Origin of the sequence: Pseudomonas mercuritolerans (genome assembly GCF_025706525.1) — a bacterium.
In the GTDB taxonomy this organism is placed as follows: domain Bacteria; phylum Pseudomonadota; class Gammaproteobacteria; order Pseudomonadales; family Pseudomonadaceae; genus Aquipseudomonas; species Aquipseudomonas mercuritolerans.
In genome coordinates, this window is the sequence record NZ_JAMSHA010000002.1 from 230253 (window position 1) to 252235 (window position 21983).

At 60.9% G+C, this 21983-nt stretch carries 29 protein-coding genes; 19 read left to right on the forward strand and 10 right to left on the reverse strand.

What is annotated here, in order from left to right; all coding sequences use genetic code 11:
• Window positions 1-57: 57 nt before the first annotated feature.
• Genes ND528_RS05770 through pilG form a run of 3 tightly spaced genes read right to left on the reverse strand, consistent with a single transcriptional unit; the run spans window position 58 to window position 1438 of the window.
• Window positions 58-597 carry a chemotaxis protein CheW gene (locus ND528_RS05770; protein WP_130910563.1) on the reverse strand — a complete coding sequence of 180 codons (540 nt, stop codon included), beginning with the start codon at window positions 595-597 and terminating at the stop codon, window positions 58-60.
• 10 nt (window positions 598-607) lie between these two features.
• Window positions 608-973 (reverse strand): twitching motility response regulator PilH, encoded by a 366-nt coding sequence (pilH, locus tag ND528_RS05775; RefSeq protein WP_016772744.1) that lies wholly within the window; start codon window positions 971-973, stop codon window positions 608-610.
• 60 nt (window positions 974-1033) lie between these two features.
• Window positions 1034-1438, reverse strand: a complete 405-nt coding sequence (gene pilG / locus ND528_RS05780; RefSeq protein ID WP_016772743.1) for a twitching motility response regulator PilG — start codon at window positions 1436-1438, stop codon at window positions 1034-1036.
• Window positions 1439-1663: 225 nt separating this feature from the next.
• Between pilG and gshB the strand changes: the two genes are divergently transcribed.
• From gshB to ND528_RS05815, 7 genes are all read left to right on the forward strand, one after another.
• A complete protein-coding gene (gene gshB, locus ND528_RS05785; RefSeq protein WP_042606571.1) occupies window positions 1664-2635 on the forward strand; it encodes a glutathione synthase in 972 nt (323 codons plus the stop codon).
• A 139-nt stretch (window positions 2636-2774) separates the two neighbouring features.
• On the forward strand, window positions 2775-3674 hold the full coding sequence (locus tag ND528_RS05790; RefSeq protein WP_039757551.1) for an energy transducer TonB: 900 nt from the start codon (window positions 2775-2777) through the stop codon (window positions 3672-3674).
• Between the two features lie 170 nt (window positions 3675-3844).
• The gene (locus ND528_RS05795; RefSeq protein WP_150636915.1) at window positions 3845-4417 is read left to right on the forward strand and encodes a YqgE/AlgH family protein; all 573 of its coding nucleotides are present in this window, start codon (window positions 3845-3847) and stop codon (window positions 4415-4417) included.
• Window positions 4417-4854 carry a Holliday junction resolvase RuvX gene (gene ruvX / locus ND528_RS05800; protein ID WP_016772738.1) on the forward strand — a complete coding sequence of 146 codons (438 nt, stop codon included), beginning with the start codon at window positions 4417-4419 and terminating at the stop codon, window positions 4852-4854. The genes ND528_RS05795 and ruvX overlap by 1 nt, the downstream gene beginning before the upstream one ends.
• An 81-nt stretch (window positions 4855-4935) precedes the next feature.
• On the forward strand, window positions 4936-5442 hold the full coding sequence (gene pyrR, locus ND528_RS05805; protein ID WP_263469895.1) for a bifunctional pyr operon transcriptional regulator/uracil phosphoribosyltransferase PyrR: 507 nt from the start codon (window positions 4936-4938) through the stop codon (window positions 5440-5442).
• Between the two features lie 27 nt (window positions 5443-5469).
• A complete protein-coding gene (locus ND528_RS05810; protein WP_263469896.1) occupies window positions 5470-6474 on the forward strand; it encodes an aspartate carbamoyltransferase catalytic subunit in 1005 nt (334 codons plus the stop codon).
• The gene (locus ND528_RS05815; protein ID WP_263469897.1) at window positions 6471-7742 is read left to right on the forward strand and encodes a dihydroorotase; all 1272 of its coding nucleotides are present in this window, start codon (window positions 6471-6473) and stop codon (window positions 7740-7742) included. Before ND528_RS05810 ends, ND528_RS05815 begins: the two co-directional genes overlap by 4 nt.
• Before the next feature lie 95 nt (window positions 7743-7837).
• Here ND528_RS05815 and ND528_RS05820 read toward each other — a convergent pair whose 3' ends face one another.
• The gene (locus tag ND528_RS05820) at window positions 7838-8272 is read right to left on the reverse strand and encodes an NINE protein (protein WP_016772734.1); all 435 of its coding nucleotides are present in this window, start codon (window positions 8270-8272) and stop codon (window positions 7838-7840) included.
• Window positions 8273-8520: 248 nt separating this feature from the next.
• On the opposite strand from ND528_RS05820, the gene ND528_RS05825 reads away from it, so the two are divergent.
• Window positions 8521-9138: a C40 family peptidase gene (locus ND528_RS05825; RefSeq protein ID WP_024014657.1), complete on the forward strand. Its 618-nt coding sequence runs from the start codon at window positions 8521-8523 to the stop codon at window positions 9136-9138.
• A gap of 94 nt (window positions 9139-9232) precedes the next feature.
• Here ND528_RS05825 and ND528_RS05830 read toward each other — a convergent pair whose 3' ends face one another.
• Complete coding sequence (locus ND528_RS05830) at window positions 9233-10267, reverse strand: type IV pilus twitching motility protein PilT (RefSeq protein ID WP_016772732.1); 1035 nt, start codon at window positions 10265-10267, stop codon at window positions 9233-9235.
• Window positions 10268-10323: 56 nt separating this feature from the next.
• Between ND528_RS05830 and ND528_RS05835 the strand changes: the two genes are divergently transcribed.
• From ND528_RS05835 to ND528_RS05880, 10 genes are all read left to right on the forward strand, one after another.
• Window positions 10324-11010, forward strand: coding sequence for a YggS family pyridoxal phosphate-dependent enzyme (locus tag ND528_RS05835; protein WP_263469898.1), 687 nt, complete (start codon window positions 10324-10326; stop codon window positions 11008-11010).
• 23 nt (window positions 11011-11033) lie between these two features.
• Window positions 11034-11852, forward strand: a complete 819-nt coding sequence (gene proC / locus ND528_RS05840; protein ID WP_016772730.1) for a pyrroline-5-carboxylate reductase — start codon at window positions 11034-11036, stop codon at window positions 11850-11852.
• An 11-nt stretch (window positions 11853-11863) separates the two neighbouring features.
• Complete coding sequence (locus ND528_RS05845; protein ID WP_263469899.1) at window positions 11864-12454, forward strand: YggT family protein; 591 nt, start codon at window positions 11864-11866, stop codon at window positions 12452-12454.
• A 205-nt stretch (window positions 12455-12659) separates the two neighbouring features.
• On the forward strand, window positions 12660-13799 hold the full coding sequence (metX, locus tag ND528_RS05850) for a homoserine O-succinyltransferase MetX (protein WP_130910558.1): 1140 nt from the start codon (window positions 12660-12662) through the stop codon (window positions 13797-13799).
• A 7-nt stretch (window positions 13800-13806) separates the two neighbouring features.
• Window positions 13807-14427 (forward strand): methionine biosynthesis protein MetW, encoded by a 621-nt coding sequence (gene metW / locus ND528_RS05855; protein WP_024014659.1) that lies wholly within the window; start codon window positions 13807-13809, stop codon window positions 14425-14427.
• 26 nt (window positions 14428-14453) lie between these two features.
• Window positions 14454-14888 carry a DUF4426 domain-containing protein gene (locus ND528_RS05860; RefSeq protein ID WP_016772726.1) on the forward strand — a complete coding sequence of 145 codons (435 nt, stop codon included), beginning with the start codon at window positions 14454-14456 and terminating at the stop codon, window positions 14886-14888.
• Window positions 14885-15481: an RdgB/HAM1 family non-canonical purine NTP pyrophosphatase gene (rdgB, locus tag ND528_RS05865; protein WP_263469900.1), complete on the forward strand. Its 597-nt coding sequence runs from the start codon at window positions 14885-14887 to the stop codon at window positions 15479-15481. The genes ND528_RS05860 and rdgB overlap by 4 nt, the downstream gene beginning before the upstream one ends.
• Window positions 15478-16683, forward strand: coding sequence for a radical SAM family heme chaperone HemW (gene hemW, locus ND528_RS05870; RefSeq protein WP_263469901.1), 1206 nt, complete (start codon window positions 15478-15480; stop codon window positions 16681-16683). Before rdgB ends, hemW begins: the two co-directional genes overlap by 4 nt.
• Window positions 16684-16705: 22 nt before the next feature.
• On the forward strand, window positions 16706-17029 hold the full coding sequence (locus tag ND528_RS05875) for a DUF3392 domain-containing protein (protein WP_008083808.1): 324 nt from the start codon (window positions 16706-16708) through the stop codon (window positions 17027-17029).
• A 139-nt stretch (window positions 17030-17168) separates the two neighbouring features.
• Complete coding sequence (locus ND528_RS05880) at window positions 17169-17717, forward strand: RNA 2'-phosphotransferase (RefSeq protein ID WP_130910555.1); 549 nt, start codon at window positions 17169-17171, stop codon at window positions 17715-17717.
• 129 nt (window positions 17718-17846) lie between these two features.
• Here the strand turns inward: ND528_RS05880 and trmB are convergent, their stop codons facing one another.
• From trmB to ND528_RS05900, 4 genes are all read right to left on the reverse strand, one after another.
• Window positions 17847-18572: a tRNA (guanosine(46)-N7)-methyltransferase TrmB gene (gene trmB, locus ND528_RS05885; RefSeq protein ID WP_024014663.1), complete on the reverse strand. Its 726-nt coding sequence runs from the start codon at window positions 18570-18572 to the stop codon at window positions 17847-17849.
• Between the two features lie 9 nt (window positions 18573-18581).
• On the reverse strand, window positions 18582-19376 hold the full coding sequence (locus tag ND528_RS05890) for a thiazole synthase (RefSeq protein WP_007964131.1): 795 nt from the start codon (window positions 19374-19376) through the stop codon (window positions 18582-18584).
• Window positions 19377-19436: 60 nt separating this feature from the next.
• Window positions 19437-19637 carry a sulfur carrier protein ThiS gene (gene thiS / locus ND528_RS05895; RefSeq protein WP_161984075.1) on the reverse strand — a complete coding sequence of 67 codons (201 nt, stop codon included), beginning with the start codon at window positions 19635-19637 and terminating at the stop codon, window positions 19437-19439.
• A 71-nt stretch (window positions 19638-19708) separates the two neighbouring features.
• Complete coding sequence (locus ND528_RS05900; RefSeq protein ID WP_016772719.1) at window positions 19709-20089, reverse strand: DUF423 domain-containing protein; 381 nt, start codon at window positions 20087-20089, stop codon at window positions 19709-19711.
• A gap of 74 nt (window positions 20090-20163) precedes the next feature.
• Between ND528_RS05900 and mtgA the strand changes: the two genes are divergently transcribed.
• Window positions 20164-20886 (forward strand): monofunctional biosynthetic peptidoglycan transglycosylase, encoded by a 723-nt coding sequence (gene mtgA / locus ND528_RS05905; protein ID WP_016772718.1) that lies wholly within the window; start codon window positions 20164-20166, stop codon window positions 20884-20886.
• A 179-nt stretch (window positions 20887-21065) separates the two neighbouring features.
• On the opposite strand, the gene rpoH is transcribed toward mtgA, so the two are convergent.
• Window positions 21066-21920, reverse strand: coding sequence for an RNA polymerase sigma factor RpoH (gene rpoH / locus ND528_RS05910; protein ID WP_016772717.1), 855 nt, complete (start codon window positions 21918-21920; stop codon window positions 21066-21068).
• Between the last annotated feature and the right edge of the window lie 63 nt (window positions 21921-21983).

A 21983-nucleotide genomic window follows, 5' to 3' on the forward strand; every position in this document is an offset into this window, starting at 1 on the left:
AAGGGCAGACCGCATTCGCGAGCAGGCTCGCTCCCACAGGGGACGGTGTTGAATCTGTTATATCGCCACACCCATGAATACCGGGGATCTGGCCAGTGCAAACAGGCTGAACACCCGCCAGTTCTGTTCGCGGCGGAAATAGCCTTTGACGAATTCGGCCTTGGAGCCCTGGCGCTTGCTGATCGACAGCGGCTCGAAACTGCCCTGCTCGAAATGCTGCAAGCCGATGACTTCGTCGACCATTACCCCGGCGAACACGTCTTCATGCTCCACCACCAATACCCGCCGTTGTTTGCGCAGCGGCGACAGCTCATGGCCGAAGAAGCCGCACAGGTCCATGATCGGCAGCAGCCGCCCGCGCAGATTGGCCACACCCTTGACCCACGGCTTGACCCCGGGCAACTGGGTGAAGCGCGGTTCATGCAAAACTTCGCTGACTTCGCCCATCGGCGCCACATACCAATGCTCGCCGAGGCGAAAGCCGATGCCGCTCCAGCGATCCGGTCGCGCCGCTTGCGATGGCAGGTCGGCTGCCAGCAGGCGGCAGCGCTGGTCGATCTGCCAGAGCAGTTCGAACGCGGTCAGCGATTCGTTCATGATCGCGCGATCAGCCGTTGAGTACGTTGTTCAGGGTCTTGATCAGGGTGTCTTCGTCGACCGGTTTGGTCAGGTAATCCTTGGCGCCCTGGCGGGTGCCCCAGACTTTGTCGGTCTCCTGATCCTTGGTGGTGATGATGATCACCGGGATGTGCGCGGTATCGGCATCCTTGGTCAACTGGCGGGTCGCCTGAAAACCGTTGAGGCCGGGCATGACGATGTCCATCAGCACCGCGTCGGGTTTTTCCTGACGGGCCAGGGCCACGCCGTCGGCGCCGTTCTCGGCCTTGAGCACTTCATGGCCGTGCTTTTCGAGCATGCCGGTGAGTTTGTACATTTCAGTCGGCGAATCATCGACGATCAGGATACGTGCCATGGTCTTCCCCATTTTTCTGGTCGACTGCCGGCCCGCTGGCCGAGCGTCACTGTGCGTGTCTTACTGCGGCAAAACGGCGGCGAAGCCCGGAACATGGGCCTGGATCGCGTTGAGCAGTTCTTCTTTGCTGAACGGCTTGGTCAGAAATTGATCAGAGCCGACGATCCGCCCCTTGGCCTTGTCGAACAGACCGTCCCTGGACGACAGCATGATCACCGGCGTCGCCTTGAAGGCGCTGTTGTTCTTGATCAGGGCGCAGGTCTGATAACCGTCCAGACGCGGCATCATGATGTCGACAAAGATGATCCCGGGATGGTGGTCGGCAATCTTGGCCAGCGCATCGAAACCGTCGATGGCGGTGATCACTTCGCAACCGACATTCTTCAACAATGTTTCGGCGGTGCGGCGAATCGTTTTCGAGTCGTCGATCACCATGACCTTCAAGGCGCTGGACTGCTGTTCCATAAGAGGGTTCTACCGTCGCCTTTGCGAATCAAATTGTCCGTTTTGCTGTGAATAATGGCCTGAAACCCTTGAAACCCATGGGGCGGCGCGATCTGCCAGCCTTTTTAGCACAGTCTCCAGATGCAATCTATCGACGGGTTTTTCCTTGACCCGAAACCCGCCCGGCGCCACTCTGGCGGCACTTTTTCAATACCGATCCGGTAGCCAAATTTCGAGGAAAACCCAATGAGCGTTCGCGTCGGGATTGTCATGGACCCTATCGCCAGCATCTCCTATAAAAAGGATAGCTCGCTGGCCATGCTGCTGGCCGCGCAGAAGCGCGGCTGGGAACTGTTCTACATGGAACAGAAAGACCTGTATCAGGCCGAAGGCCAGGCGCGGGCGCGGATGAGTCCGCTGAAAGTCTTCGCCAACCCGGACAAATGGTTCGAACTGGACGCCGAACAGGACAAGCTGCTGAGCGACCTGGACGTGATCCTGATGCGCAAGGATCCGCCGTTCGACATGGAATTCGTCTATTCCACTTATCTGCTGGAACAGGCCGAAGCCGCTGGCGTGCTGGTGGTGAACAAGCCGCAGAGCCTGCGCGACTGCAATGAAAAGCTGTTCGCTACGCTGTTCCCGCAGTGCACGCCGCCGACCATCGTCAGCCGCCGCCCGGACGTATTGCGTCAGTTCGCCGACCATCACGGTGACGTGATCCTCAAGCCGCTGGACGGCATGGGCGGTTCGTCGATCTTCCGCCATACCGCCGGCCACCCGAACCTCTCGGTGATCCTCGAAACCCTGACCCTGCACGGCAAGCAGCAGATCATGATTCAGGGCTACCTGCCGGCGATCGTCGATGGCGACAAGCGCATCCTGATGATCGATGGCGAGCCGGTGGATTACTGCCTGGCGCGGATCCCGGCCATGGGCGAAACCCGTGGCAACCTCGCCGCCGGTGGCCGTGGCGAAGCGCGTCCGCTGACCGAGAAGGATCGCTGGATCGCCGCCCAGGTCGGCCCGACCCTGCGCGAGAAAGGCCTGCTGTTCGTCGGCCTCGACGTGATCGGCGAGCACCTGACCGAAATCAATGTCACCAGCCCGACCTGCATCCGTGAAATCGACAATGCGTTCGGCACTGATATCGGCGGCATGCTCATGGATGCTATCGAAAAGCAGCTGCAAGCTTCGAGCCGCAAGCCACAAGCTTGAAGCCGCCCGCGTCAGCTTGAAGCTTGAAGCTTGAAGCTGCCCCTATGCAGCTTGTCGCTTGAAGCTCGTCGCTTGCAGCTAAAAACCAACATTGCGTTATCATGCCGAGCCCAAAAAAACGCGATGTTGGTTTTCTACGATGACTCTGCCGTCCGATCTGCCCGCTGAACTCGCCCATCGTGGCGTGCGCCCGGCCGATCGCCTCGGTTTTACCCTGTTTCTGGCGGCGCTGATTCACCTGGCGCTGCTGCTCGGCGTCGGCTTCACCATGGTCGAGCCGCAGCAGATCAGCAAAACCCTGGAAATCACCCTGGCCACCTTCAAGGCCGAGAAAAAGCCGGAAAAGGCGGATTTTCTCGCCCAGGAAAACCAGGAAGGCAGCGGCACGCTCGACAAGAAAGCCCTGCCCAAGACCACCGAAGTCGCGCCGTTCCAGGACAATCAGGTCAAAAAGGTCACCCCGCCGCCCGCCGCCAAGCCAGTGGTGCAGGAAGCCGCACCCAAGGCAGCGGTGACCACCGTCGCGCCGAAACCGAAAAAGGCGCCGACCAAGAAAGAAGAAAGCAAAACCGAAGTCAAACCGACCGTCGACGCGCCGGTGTTCGACAGCTCGCAGTTGTCCAGCGACATCGCCAGCCTCGAGGCGGAGCTGGCCAAGGAACAACAGCTGTACGCCAAGCGCCCGCGCATCCACCGCTTGAGCGCGGCCTCGACCATGCGCGACAAGGGTGCCTGGTACAAGGACGACTGGCGCAAGAAGGTCGAGCGCATCGGCAACCTCAACTACCCCGAAGAAGCGCGGCGCAAGCAGATCTACGGCAATTTGCGCCTGATGGTCTCGATCAATCGCGACGGCTCGCTGTATGAAGTGCTGGTGCTGGAATCCTCTGGCCAGCCGCTGCTCGATCAGGCGGCGCAGCGCATCGTCCGCCTGGCCGCGCCGTTTGCACCGTTTACCGGCGATCTGTCGGATATCGACCGCCTGGAAATCATCCGCACCTGGAAATTTGCCCGGGGCGACAAGCTCTCCAGCAATTAAAGACCCTGCAAACCCTGTGGGAGCGAGCCTGCTCGCGAATGCGGTGTGTCATTCAATATTAATGTGACTGGTCCACCGCATTCGCGAGCAGGCTCGCTCCCACCTTGGATCGGTGTGTTGCTTACATCTCCAGCTTGTCAGTTCGCCCCTCGAACGCCACACTAGCGCTCATGAAAAACGTCAGCCCCAGCTACCTCAAGCATCACTTCCTGATCGCCATGCCACACATGGCCGACCCGAACTTTGCCCACACCTTGACCTACATCGTCGAGCACACGGCCAATGGCGCGATGGGGCTGGTGGTCAACAGGCCGCAAGAGTTGAATCTGGCCGACATCCTCGAACAGCTGCGCCCGGACATCGAGCCGCCGGCACGCTGCCAGGATGTGCCGATCTTCATCGGCGGGCCGGTGCAGACCGATCGCGGTTTCGTCCTGCACCCGGCGGGCCAGACGTTCCAGGCCACGGCGCAGCTGGACGGCGACCTGGCCCTGTCGACTTCGCAGGACGTGCTGTTCGCCATCGCTGACGGCGTCGGCCCCGCGCAGAGCCTGATCACCCTCGGCTACGCCGGTTGGGAAGCCGGGCAACTGGAAGCCGAACTGGCCGACAACGCCTGGCTGACCTGCCCGTTCAACGCCGACATCCTCTTCAACACTCGCAGCGAATTGCGCCTGGAAGCGGCAGCGCGGCACCTGGGCATCGACCTGAATCTGCTCACCAGCCAGGCGGGTCACGCCTGATGGCCCTGCGCCTGATTCTCGGCTTCGACTACGGCACCAAACAGATCGGCGTCGCGGTCGGCCAGGTCATCACCGGCCAGGCCCGCGAGCTGTGCACCCTCAAAGCACAGAATGGCGTGCCGAACTGGGATCAGGTCGAAGCGCTGATAAAAGAATGGAAACCCGACGCCGTGGTGGTCGGCCTGCCGTTGAACATGGATGGCACGCCCAGCGAGATGTGCGTACGCGCGGAGAAATTCGCCCGCCGCCTCAACGGCCGCTACAACCTGCCCTTCTATACCCACGACGAACGCCTGACCACCTTCGAAGCCAAGGGCGAGCGACTGGTGCGTGGCGGGCAGAAAGGCAGTTACCGCGACAACCCGGTGGACGCCATCGCCGCCGCCCTGCTGCTGCAGGGCTGGCTCGATGAAAACACTGCATTGTTTGAATCCTGACAAGCGCTTCGGCGCTTTTCTTTTGGTTATAAACCGAGCTTCGTCCGGCAGGACGCAGCGCGGATTCACGAAGGAGCAACCATGAGCCTGCCCAATCCCGCCGATCTGATCAGCCAGATGGCGACCCGCCTCAAGGCGCACCTTGCCCAGCGTGACATCAGCGAACCGCGTTACATCGGCATCCGCACCGGCGGCATCTGGGTCGCGCAGGCGCTGCTCAAGGAACTGGCCAGCGATGCGCCACTGGGCACGCTGGATGTGTCCTTCTACCGCGATGACTTCAGCCAGAACGGCCTGCACCCGCAAGTGCGCCCGTCCGCCCTGCCCTTCGAGATCGAAGGCCAGCATCTGGTGCTGATCGACGACGTGCTGATGAGCGGTCGGACCATCCGCGCCGCCATGAATGAATTGTTCGATTACGGCCGCCCGGCCAGCGTCACCCTGGTCTGCCTGCTGGACCTGGACGCCGGCGAGCTGCCGATCCGCCCGAACGTGGTCGGCGCCACCCTGACCCTGGCCGGCAACCAGCGGGTCAAGTTGTCCGGCCCCGAGCCGCTGTCGCTCGAACTGCAAGACGTCACCCTTTAATCCGCCCTATTGAGAGTCCCCCTCGCGATGACGCCTCTAGATACCAAGCGCCCGCTGCAGCTCAATGATCAGGGCCAGCTGCGCCACTTCCTCTCGCTCGACGGCCTGCGCCGCGAGTTGCTGACGGAAATCCTCGACACTGCCGACTCGTTCCTTGAAGTCGGTGCCCGGGCGGTGAAGAAAGTCCCGCTGCTGCGCGGCAAGACCGTGTGCAACGTGTTCTTCGAGAACTCCACGCGCACCCGCACCACGTTTGAACTGGCGGCCCAACGGTTGTCGGCAGACGTGATCACCCTGAACGTGTCGACATCGTCGGCGAGCAAGGGTGAAACGCTGCTCGATACCCTGCGCAACCTTGAAGCGATGGCCGCCGACATGTTCGTCGTGCGCCACGGCGACTCGGGCGCGGCGCACTTCATCGCCGAGCATGTCTGCCCGCAAGTGGCGATCATCAACGGCGGCGACGGCCGGCATGCGCACCCGACCCAGGGCATGCTCGACATGCTCACCATCCGTCGGCACAAGGGCGGTTTCGAAAACCTTTCGGTCGCCATCGTCGGCGACATCCTGCATTCGCGGGTGGCGCGCTCGAACATGCTCGCGCTGAAAACCCTTGGCTGCCCGGACATCCGCGTGATCGCGCCGAAAACCCTGCTGCCGATCGGCATCGAGCAATACGGCGTCAAGGTCTACACCGACATGGCCGAAGGCCTGAAAGACGTCGACGTGGTGATCATGCTGCGTCTGCAACGTGAGCGCATGACCGGCGGCCTGCTGCCCAGCGAAGGCGAGTTCTATCGCCTGTTCGGCCTGACCACCGCGCGTCTGGCCGGGGCCAAACCCGATTGCATCGTCATGCACCCGGGGCCGATCAACCGTGGCGTGGAGATCGAGTCGGCAGTGGCCGACGGCCCGCACTCGGTGATCCTCAATCAAGTGACCTACGGCATCGCGATTCGTATGGCCGTGCTGTCCATGGCCATGAGCGGGCAGACTGCGCAACGTCAATTCGAGCAGGAGACCGCCCAGTGAAGCTCAGCATTCTCGGCGCACGCGTCATCGATCCCAGCAGCGGCCTGGATCAAATCACCGACATCCACGTTGAAGCCTGCAAGATCGTCGCCCTCGGCGCCGCGCCGGCCGGTTTTAGCGCAGTGGAAACCATTGATGCCCAAGGTCTGGTCGCCGCGCCTGGCCTGGTCGATCTCAACGTTGCCCTGCGCGAGCCGGGCTACAGCCGCAAAGGCTCGATCGTCAGCGAAACCCGCGCCGCCGCTGCCGGTGGCGTGACCAGCCTGTGCTGCCCGCCGAAGACCAAACCGGTGCTCGACACCTCCGCCGTGGCCGAACTGATCCTCGACCGCGCCCGCGAAGCCGGCAACACCAAGGTGTTCCCGATCGGCGCGCTGAGCAAAGGCCTCGACGGCGAACAACTGGCCGAACTGGTCGCGTTGCGCGACGCCGGTTGCGTGGCGTTCGGCAACGGTCTGGAGAGCTTCCGCAACAGCCGCACCCTGTGCCGGGCGCTGGAATACGCGGCGACTTTCGACCTGACAGTGATCTTCAACTCGCAGGATCACGATCTGGCCGAGGGCGGTCTCGCCCACGAAGGCGCGGTCGCCAGTTTCCTCGGCCTGCCGGGCATCCCGGAAACCGCCGAAACCGTGGCGCTGGCTCGCGATCTGCTGCTGGTCGAGCAGACCGGCGTGCGTGCGCATTTCAGCCAGCTGACCAGTGCACGGGGTGTGGCGCTGATTGCTCAGGCGCAGGCCCGTGGCTTGAAGGTAACGGCGGATGTTGCGTTGTATCAGCTGATCCTGACTGACGAAGCGCTGATCGACTTCAACAGCCTTTATCACGTGCAACCACCGCTGCGCACCCGTGCCGACCGCGATGGTCTGCGTGAAGCGGTGAAATCCGGGGTGGTTTCGGCGATCTCCAGCCATCACCAGCCCCACGAGCGTGACGCCAAACTGGCCCCGTTCGGCGCCACCGAGCCGGGCATCAGCAGTGTTGAGTTGCTGCTGCCCTTGGCAATGACCCTGGTCGAGGATGGTTTGCTCGACTTGCCGACGCTGCTGGCACGTCTCAGCGCAGGCCCGGCCGAAGCCCTGCGCCTGCCGGCGGGCAAACTGGCGGTGGGCGGTGCGGCGGATATCGTGCTGTTCGATCCGAAGTCTTCGACGGTGGCCGGTGAACACTGGCTGTCGAAGGGCGAGAACTGCCCTTTCATCGGGCACAGTCTGCCGGGTGTCGTTCGCTATACGCTGGTGGATGGGCGGATTACTCACAAGGCCTAAAAAGCAAAAGATCGCAGCCTTCGGCAGCTCCTACTTTGGAATGCATTTCCCTGTAGGAGCTGCCGCAGGCTGCGATCTTTTGATCTGGCAAAAACTTACTGGAAGGCGCCGCGATTCTGCGCGTTGCGCACCGACACCTGATCGTTCAGGGTCCAGAAGTCATACAGCACGCCAATAAAGAACAACCCGCCGGTCAGCAGATACAGCAGGCCGCTGATCCATTTGCCCTGATACATCCGGTGTACGCCGAACACACCGAGGAAAGTCAGCAGAATCCACGCGACGTTGTACTCGATCGGCCCGGCAGCAAAGCGCAAATCCGCTTCGCGATCCATCGCCGGGATCAGAAACAGGTCGATCAGCCAGCCAATCCCCAGCAAACCGAAGGTGAAGAACCAGATCGTCCCGGTCACCGGTTTGCCGTAATAAAAGCGGTGCGCGCCAGTGAATCCGAAAATCCACAGCAGGTAGCCGATGACTTTGCTGTGAGTGTCTTTTTCTTTCACGCGGGGGAGCTGATAGCTGTTCATTAAGACCTCATTGCACTCGATAGATAAATATTCTTCATTTCTTTGTGACTTTTTTACAGGTGGCCGACGTATGGCAAATGTTACCGTTGCTAGCGCGAAACCCTTGTAGAACCTGACTTCTGTCGGACAATTGCGTACTTTTTGAGCGTTTTTGGTTCCGTAGCCGGCGGAATGAATCGATGAACGGCCTCGGAACGGCAAAAAAAGCTGTTATAAAGTTGCGCGCTATCACTTATGAGCCACGCCTAATGCGACCATTTTTCAAGACATGGCTGACTATTTGCCTATTAATGCCACTGGCCGCCCACGCCACCAATCGTGAGCAACGTCTTCCCAACGTCAACGGCTTCACCCCTAAATCCCATGCTTCGGCTCCATCGAGCAAAAGCAGCAAGAGCAAGACCACCACGCTGAGCAGCAAGAGCCGCAGCAAGCTGGTGCCACCGATGGCGAGCAAGGAAAGCAGCAATGTGCTGAGCCGTGCGGTAAACGTCCTCGGTACACCTTATCGTTGGGGCGGCAGCAGCCCAAGTAAAGGCTTCGATTGCAGCGGTCTGGTGAAATACGCGTTCAACGACGCTACTTTCGACCTGCCACGCACCTCCAACGCCATGGCCAGCGGTCACGGCGAGAAAGTCGAGCGCAAGGATCTGAAGCCGGGCGATCTGATTTTCTTCAACATCAAGAGCCGTCGGGTCAACCACGTTGCCATCTACCTGGGCAACGACCGCTTCATCCACGCCCCGCGCCGTGGCAAAGCGGTGAGCATCGACACGCTGAACAAGCCGTACTGGGAAAAGCATTACGTCGTCGCCAAGCGCGTGTTGCCGAAAGAACAACAGCAACTGCGCGTAGTCCAGCGTTAAAGATCAAAAGATCGCAGCCTTCGGCAGCTCCTACATTGGGATCAGCGTTTCCCTGTAGGAGCTGCCGAAGGCTGCGATCTTTTGCTTTTGGTGGTTAAAAATTATCCGGCGTACGCGCTTTCTCGCGGGCATGCTCGCGGCTGATCAAGCCCTTGGTCACCAGATCCTTCAGGCACATGTCCAGTGTCTGCATCCCCAGCGACCCACCGGTCTGAATCGCCGAATACATCTGCGCCACCTTGTCTTCGCGGATGAGGTTACGGATCGCCGACGTCCCGAGCATGATTTCATGCGCCGCCACCCGCCCGCCGCCGATCTTCTTGATCAACGTCTGCGACACCACCGCCAGCAACGACTCCGACAGCATCGAACGGACCATCGACTTCTCGTCGCCGGGAAACACGTCGACCACGCGGTCGATGGTCTTCGCCGCCGAGGTCGTGTGCAGCGTGCCGAACACCAGATGCCCGGTCTCGGCGGCGGTCAGAGCGAGGCGAATGGTTTCCAGATCACGCATTTCGCCAACCAGAATCACGTCCGGGTCTTCACGCAGGGCCGAGCGCAGTGCGGTGGCGAAGCTGCGGGTATCGCGGTGCACTTCGCGCTGATTGATCAGGCATTTGCGCGATTCGTGGACGAACTCGATGGGATCTTCAATAGTGAGGATGTGGTGATGGCGATGGGTGTTGAGGTAATCGATCATCGCCGCCAGCGTGGTGGATTTGCCGGAGCCGGTCGGCCCGGTGACCAGCACCAGCCCGCGCGGCGCATCGGTGATCTTGCGGAAAACATCGCCCATGGCGAGGTCTTCCATGCTCAGCACTTTCGACGGAATGGTGCGGAACACCGCGCCGGCACCACGATTCTGGTTAAAGGCGTTGACCCGAAAGCGCGCCACGCCGGGTACATCGAAGGAAAAATCCGTTTCCAGATTTTTCTCGAATTCGATGCGCTGGGTGTCGTTCATGATGTCGTAGATCAGATCGTGCACTTGCTTGTGATCCAGCGCCGGCAGATTGATCCGTCGCACGTCGCCATCGACACGGATCATCGGCGGCAGGCCGGCCGACAGGTGCAGGTCGGAAGCGCCCTGTTTGGCGCTGAAGGCCAGCAGTTCAGTGATATCCATAGCGTCCCTCAATTCCAGTAGAATGCCGCGAACCTACAGACCGCCGGCGCCTCTTGATGTCCACGATAGCAGACAACATCCTTCAGGTTAGTTCGCGCATCCAGGCAGCGGCCAAAGCTGCGCACCGCGACGAAAACAGCATCCATTTGCTCGCCGTGAGCAAGACCAAACCCGCCCAGGCCCTGCGTGAAGCCTATGCCGCCGGCCTGCGCGACTTCGGCGAGAACTACTTGCAGGAAGCCTTGGGCAAACAGCTGGAGCTGGCCGACCTGCCCTTGATCTGGCACTTCATCGGCCCCATTCAATCGAACAAGACTCGCGCGATTGCCGAGCATTTCGACTGGGTGCACTCCGTGGATCGTCTGAAAATTGCCCAACGCCTGTCCGAACAACGCCCGGCCGAACTGCCGCCCCTGAACATCTGCATTCAGGTCAATGTCAGTGGCGAGGCGAGCAAATCCGGTTGCACCCCGGCCGATCTGCCGGCGCTGGCCGAGGCCATCAGCGCGTTGCCACGCTTGAAGCTGCGCGGACTGATGGCGATTCCCGAGCCGACCGAGGAGCTCGCCGAACAGGACGCTGCCTTCGCCGCCGTACAGGCACTGCAGGCGAGCCTCGCTCTGCCGCTCGACACACTGTCCATGGGCATGAGCCACGACCTCGAGTCGGCCATCGCCCAAGGCGCCACCTGGGTGCGGATCGGTACCGCGCTGTTTGGCGCCAGAGATTATTCCCAGTCTTGAACGTTTCCAGATAAGGACCACACATGAGCAACACACGTATTGCGTTTATCGGTGCGGGCAACATGGCGGCCAGTCTGATTGGCGGCTTGCGCGCCAAAGGTCTGGAAGCGGCGCAGATCCGCGCCAGCGATCCGGGCGAAGACACTCGCGCCAAGGTCAGCGCCGAACACGGCATCGAAACCTTCGCTGACAACGCCCAGGCCATCGACGGCGTCGATGTCATCGTCCTGGCGGTCAAGCCACAGGCGATGAAAGCCGTGTGCGAGGCGATTCGCCCGAGCCTCAAACCGAACCAACTGGTGGTATCGATCGCTGCCGGCATCACCTGCGCGAGCATGACTGCATGGCTCGGCGAACAGCCGATCGTGCGCTGCATGCCGAACACTCCGGCGCTGCTGCGTCAGGGTGTCAGCGGTCTGTACGCGACCAGCGAAGTGAGCGCCGAGCAGCGCCAGCAAGCCGAAGAGCTGCTGTCCGCCGTCGGCATCGCCCTGTGGCTGGAAGAAGAACAGCAACTGGACGCAGTCACCGCAGTGTCCGGCTCCGGCCCGGCGTACTTCTTCCTGCTGATCGAAGCGATGACCGCCGCCGGCGTCAAACTTGGCCTGCCAAAAGAGATCGCTGAGCAACTGACCGTGCAGACCGCCTTGGGCGCCGCGCACATGGCGGTGTCAAGCGATGTCGATGCAGCCGAACTGCGCCGCCGCGTGACCTCGCCGAATGGCACTACGGAAGCAGCGATCAAATCATTCCAGGCTGGCGGCTTCGAAGCGCTGGTTGAAACCGCACTCGGCGCCGCCGCGCACCGCTCGGCCGAAATGGCCGAACAACTGGGCAAATAAAGGAGCCTTACATGATCGGATTGAACACCGCAGCGGTTTACGTGCTGCAAACCCTCGGCAGCCTGTACCTGCTGACCGTGCTGCTGCGCTTCGTCCTGCAACTGGTGCGGGCGAACTTCTACAACCCGCTGTGCCAGTTCGTGGTCAAGGCCACCCAGCCGCTGCTCAAGCCTTTGCGCCGGATCATCCCGAGCCTGTTCGGCCTCGACATGTCGTCGCTGGTACTGGCGATTCTGGTGCAACTGCTGCTGATGGCGCTGACCCTGCTGCTGACCTACGGCACCACTGGCAACCCGCTGCAACTGGTGATCTGGTCGCTGATCGGCGTCACCGCGCTGTTCCTGAAGATCTTCTTCTTCGCCCTGATCATCAGCGTGATCCTGTCGTGGGTCGCACCGGGCAGCCACAATCCGGGCGCTGAACTGGTCAACCAGATCTGCGAACCGGCGCTGGCACCGTTCCGCCGCTTCCTGCCGAACCTCGGCGGCCTGGACCTGTCGCCGATCTTCGCCTTCCTTGCACTGAAATTGATCGACATGCTGGTGATCAACAATCTGGCGGCGATGACGATGATGCCGGAGATTCTGCGTTTGCTGATGTAACCGAGTGCGTTCGGTCTGACTGACCGAGTCGCCTTTTTCGCGAGCAGGCTCGCTCCCACATTGGAATGCATTTCAACTGTGGGAGCGAGCCTGCTCGCGAATGGCTGCACCTCGATTCGAAGCGAAAACGCCGGACCTGATCGTTGCTTGCCGCTAACCCCCCCGGTCTTTAGACTTACGCCTCATTTCAACGAGAGCAGGGTCGATGCCAACTGCCTTTCCCGCCGATTCTGTTGGTCTGGTAACGCCGCAAACCGCGCATTTCAGCGAACCGCTGGCGCTGGCCTGTGGGCGTTCGCTGGCCGCCTATGACCTCATCTACGAAACCTACGGCACGCTGAACGCCCAGGCGAGCAACGCCGTGCTGATCTGCCACGCCTTGTCCGGCCACCACCATGCTGCCGGCTATCACAGCGTCGACGACCGCAAGCCCGGTTGGTGGGACAGCTGCATCGGTCCCGGCAAGCCGATCGACACCAACAAGTTCTTCGTGGTCAGCCTGAACAACCTCGGCGGCTGCAACGGCTCCACCGGCCCGAGCAGTATCAACCCGGAGACCGGCAAGCCGTTCGGCGCCGATTTCCCGGTGCTCACCGTGGAAGACTGGGTGCACAGCCAGGCGCGTCTGGCTGACCTGCTCGGCATCAGCCAGTGGGCAGCGGTGATCGGCGGCAGCCTCGGCGGCATGCAGGCGCTGCAATGGACCATCACCTACCCGGATCGCGTGCGGCACTGCCTGGCGATCGCCTCGGCGCCTAAATTGTCTGCGCAGAACATCGCCTTCAACGAAGTCGCGCGCCAGGCGATCCTCACCGATCCGGAATTCCACGGCGGCTCGTTCCAGGAAGCCGGCGTGATCCCCAAGCGCGGGCTGATGCTGGCGCGCATGGTCGGGCACATCACCTATCTGTCCGACGACTCCATGGGTGAGAAATTCGGCCGTGGCCTGAAGAGCGAAAAGCTCAACTACGACTTCCACAGCGTCGAGTTCCAGGTCGAAAGCTACCTGCGTTATCAGGGCGAAGAGTTCTCCGGGCGCTTCGATGCCAACACCTATCTGTTGATGACCAAAGCGCTGGATTACTTCGATCCGGCGGCTAACTTCGACGATGATCTGGCGAAAACCTTTGAAAACGCCACAGCCAAATTCTGCGTGATGTCGTTCACCACCGACTGGCGCTTCTCCCCGGCTCGCTCGCGAGAACTGGTGGATGCGCTGATGGCTGCGCGCAAGGACGTCAGTTATCTGGAAATCGACGCGCCCCAGGGCCACGACGCCTTCCTGATTCCGATCCCGCGTTACTTGCAGGCGTTCGGCAATTACATGAACCGCATTTCGTTGTGAGAAAGCCATGAGAGCTGATCTGGAAATCATCCAGGAATGGATCCCCGCCGGCAGCCGCGTCCTCGACCTGGGTTGCGGTGACGGCGAGCTGCTGACCTGGCTGCGCGACAACAAGAATGTCACCGGTTATGGCCTGGAAAACGACGCCGACAACATCGCCGAGTGCGTGGCCAAGGGCATCAACGTCATCGAGCAGGATCTGGACAAAGGCCTGGGCAATTTTGCCAGCAACAGTTTCGACATCGTCGTCATGACCCAGGCCCTGCAAGCGGTGCATTACCCGGACAAGATCCTCGACGAAATGCTCCGGGTCGGCCGGCAGTGCATCATCACCTTCCCCAACTTCGGCCACTGGCGCTGCCGCTGGTATCTGGCGAGCAAGGGCCGCATGCCGGTCTCGGAATTCCTGCCCTACACCTGGTACAACACGCCGAACATCCACTTCTGCACCTTCGAGGATTTCGAAGAACTGTGCCGCGAACGTGATGCGAAGGTCATTGATCGGCTTGCCGTGGATCAACAGCACCGGCACGGGTGGGCCAGTAAGCTATGGCCTAATCTGTTAGGTGAAATCGGTATCTACCGCGTCAGCAGTCCGCAACTGGCGGACCACCGGGTCGCGGTCTGAGCCTGGGCAATTGAAGGAGCACGAACATGAGTCGTCTAGCGTTGCTGTTACTCACCGCCTGCCTGAGCGCCAGCGCCATGGCGGCGGACGTCATCAAAGGTGAGCGCAAGGAAACCTTCGGCGACATCACGGTGCACTACAACACCTTCAACTCGACGTTCCTGCAACCGGATATCGCCAAGGCTGCCGAGCTGATCCGCAGCAAGAACCAGGGCGTGATCAACGTCTCGGTGGTCAAGGACGGCAAACCGGTGATCGCCAGCGTCACTGGCACGATCAAGGACCTGACCAGCAACAGCGTGGCGCTGAAATTTCGCCAGGTCACCGAACAGGGCGCGATCTACTACATCGCCCAGTACCCGGTGCCGCAGCAGGAAACCCGCACCTTTGAAATCAAAGTGCAGAACGGCGACAAGATCAACACTATCAATTTCAACCAAGAACTCTTTCCCGGCGAATGATGAACATCAAGCAGCTCGTACTGGCCAGCCATAACGCCGGCAAACTCAAAGAACTCCAGGCCATGCTCGGCGACTCGGTGCAACTGCGCTCGATTGGCGAATGGAGCAAGGTCGAGCCGGAAGAAACCGGCCTGTCGTTTGTCGAGAACGCGATCCTCAAGGCCCGCAACGCCGCGCGCATTTCCGGGCTGCCGGCACTGGCCGACGACTCCGGACTGGCAGTGGACTTCCTCGGCGGCGCACCGGGCATCTATTCGGCGCGTTACGCCGACGGCCAGGGCGATGCGGCGAACAACGCCAAACTGCTCGATGCGCTGAAGGACGTGCCGCAAGCCGAGCGCGGCGCGCAGTTCGTCTGCGTGCTCGCGCTGGTGCGCCACGCCGATGATCCGCTGCCGATCCTCTGCGAAGGCCTGTGGCACGGGCGCATTCTGACCGCTGCCAGCGGCGAACACGGTTTCGGTTACGACCCGCTGTTCTGGGTGCCGGAGCGCGAGTGCTCCAGCGCCGAGCTGAGCCCGGCCGACAAAAACCAGATCAGCCACCGCGCCCGTGCAATGGATCTGCTGCGCCAGCGTCTGGGCTTGAAATGACCACTGATTCTTCCGCGTCGTCGCTGATCATCGGCGGCGCCGCGTCCTCGCCTCGGGCACCGCTGCCAACCCTGCCGCCCCTGGCGCTGTACATCCACATTCCGTGGTGTGTACGCAAATGCCCGTATTGCGATTTCAACTCGCACACCGCCAGCCCGGTGCTGCCTGAGCAGGAATACGTCGACGCGCTGCTGGCCGATCTCGATCAGGATCTGCATGCAGTGTATGGCCGTGAGCTGACTTCGATTTTCTTCGGTGGCGGGACGCCGAGCCTGTTCAGCGCCGAAGCCCTCGGGCGGTTGTTGAAGGGTGTCGAGCAACGCATCCCGTTCGCAGCCGATATCGAAATCACCCTTGAGGCCAATCCGGGCACCTTCGAGCAAGAGAAGTTTGTTGCTTATCGCAAGCTGGGGATCAATCGCCTGTCGATCGGTATCCAGAGCTTCCAGCAGGAAAAGCTTGAAGCCCTCGGCCGCATTCACAACGGTGACGAAGCCGTGCGTGCCGCAGGCATGGCGCGGCAGGCCGGGTTCGATAACTTCAACCTCGACTTGATGCACGGTTTGCCCGATCAGTCGCTGGACGATGCCCTGAGCGATCTGCGCCAGGCCATCGCGTTGAAGCCGACGCACATTTCCTGGTATCAACTGACGCTGGAGCCGAACACGGTGTTCTGGAATCAGCCGCCAGTGCTGCCGGAAGACGACACGCTGTGGGACATTCAGGAAGCCGGCCAGACGCTGCTGGCCGAGCACGGTTACGCGCAATACGAAGTCTCGGCGTACGCCCAGGTCGGGCGACCAGCGCGGCACAACCTCAATTACTGGAGTTTTGGCGACTTCATCGGCATCGGCGCCGGCGCCCATGGCAAGTTGAGCCACCCGGACGGGCGCATCGTGCGCACATGGAAAACCCGCTTGCCGAAGGACTATCTGAACCCGGCGAAGAGCTTTCAGGCTGGCGAGAAATCGCTGAGCAATGACGAGATGCCGTTCGAGTTCCTGATGAACGCCCTGCGCCTGACTGCCGGGGTCGAATCGCGCCTGTATCCGGAACGCACCGGTCTGTCGCTGGAGACCCTCGCCGAAGGCCGCCGCGAGGCCGAACAAAGCGGCCTGTTGCAGGTCGAACCGTCACGCCTGGCGGCGACCGAACGCGGCCAGCTGTTCCTCAACGACTTGCTGCAACAATTTCTGAACTGACTTCAGCTCAAAGGGAAAACGCATGGATTTGATACTCGACCTGCTGGCCACCGTCTCCCGCTGGAGCCGCAGCAATCTCTCGGAAATCGCCCTGGCGCTGGTCGGTTGCCTGCTGGTGCTGTTCGGCGCTGACTTCAAAGGCTGGGTCGAACAACGGCTGGGCAGCATCGCCGGCGCCCTGCGCGTGCCTTTGATGGCCCTGCTCTGCCTGATAGGCAGCGGCGCCGCGCTGATCTACGCCACGCCATGGGTGATCAAAGGCCTGAGCCAGTTCAACAACTACAGCCTGGCGCCGGTGCTGCTGGTGGTACTGGTGCTGATCGGCGTCGTCGCCGACCGCCGCTGAGTCCGCAAACACCCCGAAACGAAATGTGGGAGCGAGCCTGCTCGCGAATACGTCATGACATCCAACATCATCGTTGATTGTCAGACCGCTTTCGCGAGCAGGCTCGCTCCCACAGTTGATCGCAATGAAAGGGAAGTTCATGAGTAAAAAACTACTGGATGAGACGAGCAAATTTCTCAGCTTCGTGTTGCGTCACCAGCCTCAAGCGATCGGACTGAATCTGAATTCGGAAGGCTGGGCAAATATCGATGCACTGATCAGCGGCGCGGCGCGTGATGGCAGACATTTAAGTCGTGAGCTGATTGAAAACGTCGTGACCAGCAGTGACAAGAAGCGTTTTACGATTTCCGCTGATGGCCACTGTATACGCGCTGTTCAAGGCCACTCGACGAAAAGCGTTGATCTGCAATTCGAGCAGAAACAGCCACCGCAAACGCTCTACCACGGAACAGCGACGCGTTTTCTCGACTCGATCCACGAACAAGGCTTGATTCCAGGACAACGCCATCAGGTGCATCTGTCCGATGAGATCGCCACCGCGTCGGCCGTGGGTCAACGCTACGGAACGCCAGTCGTTCTGAAGGTTGCCGCGAAGCAGATGGAAGAACAGGGCTTCAAGTTCTATCAGGCCGAAAATGGCGTCTGGTTGACAGAGCTGGTGCCCGCTCGATTTCTTGCCCCCCTGTAATCTCCTCATACACAAAACAATTGTGGGAGCGAGCCTGCTCGCGAAGGCGTCTTAACATCCAACATCATCGTTGATAGTCAGACCGCTTTCGCGAGCAGGCTCGCTCCCACAGTTTTTGTTGCGTGATGCTTAAGCGATCTTTTCGAACTTCAGATCCCACACGCCATGGCCCAGACGTTCGCCGCGGCGTTCGAACTTGGTGATCGGGCGTTCGGCCGGGCGTGGGACGCATTTGCCGTCTTCGGCGAGGTTGCGGTAGCCCGGGGCGACGTTCATCACTTCCAGCATGTACTCGGCGTACGGTTCCCAGTCGGTGGCCATGTGCAGAATGCCGCCGACCTTCAACTTGCTGCGCACCAGTTCGGCGAACGAGGCCTGGACGATGCGGCGCTTGTGGTGGCGGCTCTTGTGCCACGGATCCGGGAAGAACAGCATCAGGCGATCGAGGCTGTTGTCGGCGATGCAGCGGTTGAGCACTTCGATCGCGTCGCAATCGTAGACCCGCAGGTTGGTCAGCCCTTGGGTCAGCACGCCATTGAGCAGCGCGCCGACACCCGGACGGTGCACTTCAACACCGATGAAATCCTGCTCTGGAGCAGCAGCGGCCATTTCCAGCAGCGAGTGGCCCATGCCGAAACCGATTTCCAGCGAGCGCGGCGCCGAGCGGCCGAACACCTGGTCGTAATCGACCGGCGCATCGGCCAGCGGCAGCACGTACAGCGGCGCGCCCTGGTCCAGGCCGCGTTGCTGGCCTTCGGTCATGCGCCCGGCGCGCATCACGAAACTCTTGATGCGGCGGTGTTGGCGCTCGTCGCCTTCGTCCGGCTGGACAGGCGTGTCGTTCGATTCAGTCATCAATGGCTCTTACTTGATCAGACCATCCAGCGGCGAAGAGGCGCTGGCATAGAGTTTTTTCGGCATGCGGCCGGCGAGGTACGCCAGGCGACCGGCGACGATGGCGTGCTGCATGGCTTGCGCCATCATGACCGGTTGCTGGGCGTGGGCGATGGCCGAGTTCATCAGTACGGCGTCGCAACCCAGCTCCATGGCGATGGTCGCGTCGGAAGCGGTACCGACACCAGCATCCACCAGCACCGGGATCTTGGCTTCTTCGAGGATGATCTGCAGGTTGTACGGATTGCAGATGCCCAGACCGGAGCCGATCAGACCGGCCAGCGGCATCACGGCGATGCAGCCGATTTCGGCCAACTGGCGAGCGATGATCGGGTCATCGCTGGTGTAGACCATCACGTCGAAGCCTTCCTTGACCAGGGTTTCGGCGGCCTTGAGGGTTTCGATCACGTTGGGGAACAGGGTTTTCTGGTCGGCCAGCACTTCCAGCTTCACCAAGTTGTGGCCGTCGAGCAGCTCACGCGCCAGGCGGCAGGTGCGCACGGCTTCGATGGCGTCGTAGCAACCGGCAGTGTTCGGCAGGAAGGTGTAGCGATCCGGCGACAGCACTTCGAGCAGGTTCGGCTCGCCTTCGATCTGGCCCAGGTTGGTGCGGCGCACGGCGAAGGTGACGATCTCGGCACCCGAGGCTTCGATGGCCTGGCGGGTTTCTTCCATGTCACGGTACTTGCCGGTACCGACCAGCAAACGCGACTGGTAAGTACGACCGGCCAGCACAAAAGGCTTGTCGCTACGAACGATGCTCATGGGGAATCCTCTTTAGGGGTGAGGGTCTTGCAGAATTCTGTGCCCTCGCGGGCCGGGCGATCAGCCGCCACCGATGGCGTGCACCACTTCGACGTTGTCGCCGTCGTTCAATGTGGTATCGGCATGCTGGCTGCGCGGGACGATGTCCAGATTGAGCTCTACGGCCACACGGCGCCCGGTCAGCTCCAGACGAGTGATCAGGCCCGCAACGGTTTCACCGTCGGGCAATTCAAAGGACTCACCGTTCAACTGAATGCGCATGCACAACGCCGCCATCATTTTTAGGGGCTGGCATTCTAGCCCGATCATGACCTAAAGGTCAGTACCAAGCGTCAAGCGGTTAGCTGCAAGCGCCAGGCGGCGAGGCCGAGGCAAACCCAACCGATGAGAAACGCGAGGCCACCAAACGGCGTGATGATGCCGAGTTTGCTGATGCCGGTCATGGTCAGCAGATACAGGCTGCCGGAGAACAACACAATGCCGACGGTGAAGGACAGGCCGGCCCAAGTAATCAGGCGCCCTTGAATCTGCGTGGCCAGCAGCGCTACGCCGAACAGCGCGAGTGTGTGCACCAGTTGGTAGGTGACGCCGGTGTGGAAAATCGTCAGGTATTCCGGCGTCAGACGGTTTTTCAGGCCATGGGCGGCGAACGCACCCAGCGCAACACCGGTGAATCCGAAAAAAGCGGCCAGCATCAAAAAGCCACGCAGCATGGGGAACTCCAGTCAGACGCCATCGGCAGGGTCTGTATAATGGCCCGCTCCACGGGTTCGGCCAAGCCATCTCTATGCTGCGTTCAATTTTCCGTCGTCTCACGAAGGCTCTGCTCTGGTTCGCCGGCGGCAGCGTCTTGCTGGTGCTGGTGTTCCGCTTCGTGCCACCGCCGGGTACGGCGTTGATGGTCGAGCGCAAGGTCGAATCCTGGGTCGACGGCGAGCCGATCGACCTGCAGCGCACCTGGAAGCCGTGGGACGAGATTTCCGACGACCTGAAAGTGGCGGTGATTGCTGGCGAAGACCAGAAATTCCCCGAGCACTGGGGCTTCGATCTGCGCGCGATTCAGGCCGCTCTGGCCCACAACGAACTGGGCGGTTCGATTCGCGGCGCCAGCACTTTGAGCCAGCAGGTGTCGAAAAATCTCTTTCTCTGGTCCGGCCGCAGCTATCTGCGCAAGGGTTTGGAAGCGTGGTTTACCGCGCTGATCGAGGTGTTCTGGCCCAAGCAGCGGATTCTTGAGGTGTATCTGAACAGCGTCGAGTGGGATGACGGCGTGTTTGGCGCTGAAGCCGCGGCCCGCCACCACTTTGGCGTGAGTGCGAAGTCATTGTCGCGTCAGCAGGCGAGTTATCTGGCGGCGGTACTGCCCAATCCACGGGTGTGGAGCGCGAGTCATCCGACCGGTTATGTATCGCGCCGGGCTGGGTGGATTCGGCAGCAGATGAGTCAGTTGGGCGGGGACAGTTATTTGCTGGGTCTGAATGATTCGCGGCGGGCGCCTTGGGCTGAATAACACCGAAATACCAATGTGGGAGCGAGCCTGCTCGCGAAAGCGGTGTGTCAGCCTGTGTTGATGTCACTGATAAACCGCATTCGCGAGCAGGCTCGCTCCCACAGGGATTTGTGTTGAAACAGAAATGAAAACGCCCCGATCATCGCTGATCGGGGCTTTTTTTATTGCTGATGCGCCGGTTACGCGGCGATCGACAACTTGAGCTTGTTCATCGCGCTCTTTTCGAGCTGACGGATTCGCTCGGCCGACACGTTGTACTTCTGCGCCAGGTCGTGCAGCGTGGCTTTTTCTTCCGCCAGCCAGCGCTGGTAGAGGATGTCACGGCTGCGTTCGTCCAGCACTTCCAGTGCTTCGTGCAGGTTGGTGTTGGAGTTGTCGCTCCAGTCGGCATCTTCCAGTTGACGCGCCGGGTCGTACCGGTGGTCTTCCAGGTAGTTGGCCGGCGACTGGAAAGCACTGTCGTCGTCGGCTTCGGCAGCCGGGTCGAAGGCCATGTCATGGCCGGTCAGGCGACTTTCCATCTCGCGCACTTCACGTGGTTCGACGCCAAGGCTTTCCGCCACACGGTGGACTTCCTCGTTGTTCAGCCACGCCAGGCGCTTCTTCTGACTGCGCAGGTTGAAGAACAGCTTGCGCTGGGCCTTGGTGGTCGCGACTTTCACAATGCGCCAGTTGCGCAGGATGAACTCGTGAATTTCCGCCTTGATCCAGTGCACAGCGAACGACACCAGACGCACACCCATTTCCGGGTTGAAGCGCTTGACGGCCTTCATCAGGCCGACGTTGCCTTCCTGGATCAGGTCAGCCTGGGCCAGACCGTAGCCGGAATAGCTACGGGCAATGTGTACGACAAAACGCAGGTGGGCGAGCACCATCTGCCGAGCCGCCCCCAAATCCTGCTCATAGTAGAGACTCTCGGCCAGTTCACGCTCCTGCTCCGGCGTCAGCAATGGAATGCTGTTGACGGTGTGCACATAGGCTTCCAGGTTCGCACCCGGAACCAGCGCATACGCAGGTTGCAAAGAATTGGTCATACGAAAAAACCTCCCACTTACATACTCGTGCCTCTCGGCACTGCGAAAAATTGACCGGGAACT

Coding starts and splice junctions, on each gene's coding strand:
- ND528_RS05770 (WP_130910563.1), bottom strand. CDS start 597: ATGAACGAATCGCTGACCGCGTTCGAACTGCTCTGGCAGATCGACCAG.
- ND528_RS05860 (WP_016772726.1), top strand. CDS start 14,454: ATGAGTCGTCTAGCGTTGCTGTTACTCACCGCCTGCCTGAGCGCCAGC.
- ND528_RS05810 (WP_263469896.1), top strand. CDS start 5,470: ATGACGCCTCTAGATACCAAGCGCCCGCTGCAGCTCAATGATCAGGGC.
- metX (WP_130910558.1), top strand. CDS start 12,660: ATGCCAACTGCCTTTCCCGCCGATTCTGTTGGTCTGGTAACGCCGCAA.
- ND528_RS05795 (WP_150636915.1), top strand. CDS start 3,845: ATGAAAAACGTCAGCCCCAGCTACCTCAAGCATCACTTCCTGATCGCC.
- pilH (WP_016772744.1), bottom strand. CDS start 973: ATGGCACGTATCCTGATCGTCGATGATTCGCCGACTGAAATGTACAAA.
- ND528_RS05790 (WP_039757551.1), top strand. CDS start 2,775: ATGACTCTGCCGTCCGATCTGCCCGCTGAACTCGCCCATCGTGGCGTG.
- proC (WP_016772730.1), top strand. CDS start 11,034: ATGAGCAACACACGTATTGCGTTTATCGGTGCGGGCAACATGGCGGCC.
- ruvX (WP_016772738.1), top strand. CDS start 4,417: ATGGCCCTGCGCCTGATTCTCGGCTTCGACTACGGCACCAAACAGATC.
- ND528_RS05845 (WP_263469899.1), top strand. CDS start 11,864: ATGATCGGATTGAACACCGCAGCGGTTTACGTGCTGCAAACCCTCGGC.
- ND528_RS05880 (WP_130910555.1), top strand. CDS start 17,169: ATGAGTAAAAAACTACTGGATGAGACGAGCAAATTTCTCAGCTTCGTG.
- gshB (WP_042606571.1), top strand. CDS start 1,664: ATGAGCGTTCGCGTCGGGATTGTCATGGACCCTATCGCCAGCATCTCC.
- rpoH (WP_016772717.1), bottom strand. CDS start 21,920: ATGACCAATTCTTTGCAACCTGCGTATGCGCTGGTTCCGGGTGCGAAC.
- ND528_RS05835 (WP_263469898.1), top strand. CDS start 10,324: ATGTCCACGATAGCAGACAACATCCTTCAGGTTAGTTCGCGCATCCAG.
- rdgB (WP_263469900.1), top strand. CDS start 14,885: ATGATGAACATCAAGCAGCTCGTACTGGCCAGCCATAACGCCGGCAAA.
- mtgA (WP_016772718.1), top strand. CDS start 20,164: ATGCTGCGTTCAATTTTCCGTCGTCTCACGAAGGCTCTGCTCTGGTTC.
- ND528_RS05820 (WP_016772734.1), bottom strand. CDS start 8,272: ATGAACAGCTATCAGCTCCCCCGCGTGAAAGAAAAAGACACTCACAGC.
- thiS (WP_161984075.1), bottom strand. CDS start 19,637: ATGCGCATTCAGTTGAACGGTGAGTCCTTTGAATTGCCCGACGGTGAA.
- ND528_RS05830 (WP_016772732.1), bottom strand. CDS start 10,267: ATGGATATCACTGAACTGCTGGCCTTCAGCGCCAAACAGGGCGCTTCC.
- pyrR (WP_263469895.1), top strand. CDS start 4,936: ATGAGCCTGCCCAATCCCGCCGATCTGATCAGCCAGATGGCGACCCGC.
- ND528_RS05900 (WP_016772719.1), bottom strand. CDS start 20,089: ATGCTGCGTGGCTTTTTGATGCTGGCCGCTTTTTTCGGATTCACCGGT.
- trmB (WP_024014663.1), bottom strand. CDS start 18,572: ATGACTGAATCGAACGACACGCCTGTCCAGCCGGACGAAGGCGACGAG.
- ND528_RS05890 (WP_007964131.1), bottom strand. CDS start 19,376: ATGAGCATCGTTCGTAGCGACAAGCCTTTTGTGCTGGCCGGTCGTACT.
- ND528_RS05875 (WP_008083808.1), top strand. CDS start 16,706: ATGGATTTGATACTCGACCTGCTGGCCACCGTCTCCCGCTGGAGCCGC.
- metW (WP_024014659.1), top strand. CDS start 13,807: ATGAGAGCTGATCTGGAAATCATCCAGGAATGGATCCCCGCCGGCAGC.
- ND528_RS05825 (WP_024014657.1), top strand. CDS start 8,521: ATGCGACCATTTTTCAAGACATGGCTGACTATTTGCCTATTAATGCCA.
- hemW (WP_263469901.1), top strand. CDS start 15,478: ATGACCACTGATTCTTCCGCGTCGTCGCTGATCATCGGCGGCGCCGCG.
- pilG (WP_016772743.1), bottom strand. CDS start 1,438: ATGGAACAGCAGTCCAGCGCCTTGAAGGTCATGGTGATCGACGACTCG.